Below are 1,031 nucleotides of genomic sequence, written 5' to 3'. Positions count from 1 at the left end.
TGACCTGCCACTGAACTGTCATCCGGCGGCGATTAGAGCCTCAGCTGTTTCTGTTACGCCGTAGGGCGCGGGTTGAGCAACCGGCGAGACGCGAAGCCATATCGAGCAGAGCGGCATAGCCGGTTGCGGCGAGGGTTCCGGCGAAGGCCGCCGGGGTCTGGTAGGCGAGCGAGGAATGAGGCCTCGCCGTGTTAAAGTCCTGCCTCCATTCGGCGATGGCGCTTCGGGCGTGATCGAGGCCGAAGAACAGGCTCTCGTTCAACAGCTCATCGCGCATCCGGCCGTTGAAGGATTCGACGTAGCGATTTTGCATCGGCTTGCCCGGCGCGATGTAGTGCCATTCGACGCGATGATCCTTCGACCAGGCGAGGATCGCGTTCGAGGTGAACTTCGTGCCGTGGTCGGAGACGATCATGTCGGGCTTGCCGCGCTTGGCGATCAGGTCCGTCAGTTCGCGCGCGACACGCCGGCCGGAGATCGAGGTGTCAGGGATGGCGGCCAGGCATTCCCGCGTCACGTCGTCGACGATGTTGAGCACGCGGAAGCGTCGGCCGCAGGCGAACTGGTCGTGCACGAAGTCCAGCGACCAGCGCGCGTTCGGCTTCGCCTCGACCAGGATCGGCGCCCGCGTGCCGACCGCTCGTCGCCTTGCCCGACGCTTGCGCACCGCCAGCCCTTCCTCGCGGTAGAGCCGATAGATGCGGTTGATCCCCGATGCCTCGCCCTCGCGCCTGAGCAGAATGAACAGGCGTCGATAGCCGAAGCGCCGGCGCTCATTGGCGAGGTCGCGCAGACGGCGGCGCAGTTCCTGCTCGGGCGGACGCCGGAACTGGTAGCGGATCATTTTGCGATCGGCGCCCACGAAGGAACAGGCCCGCCGCTCCGACAAGCCTATCGTGGCTTGCAGATGCGCGACGGCTTCGCGCTAGGCGACGGGCCCTACCATTGTTTTGACAGAAGCTCGCGCAGCGCCGAGGCTTCCAGCATCTGGTCGGCGAGCAGCTTCTTCAGCTTCGCGTTCTCGTCTTCCA

At 65.2% G+C, this 1,031-nt stretch carries 1 pseudogene; it reads right to left on the bottom strand.

Annotation, left to right across the window (positions count from 1 at the left end):
• Positions 1 to 18: 18 nt before the first annotated feature.
• Positions 19 to 1,031: pseudogene (locus tag AC0L2V_RS32175) on the bottom strand (IS3 family transposase); the annotation flags it as partial.

The sequence above is a fragment of the Mesorhizobium sp. WSM4814 genome, assembly GCF_055811595.1.
Note: the sequence above shows the minus strand (reverse complement) of the source record. Positions and strands in the feature narration are given on the sequence as shown.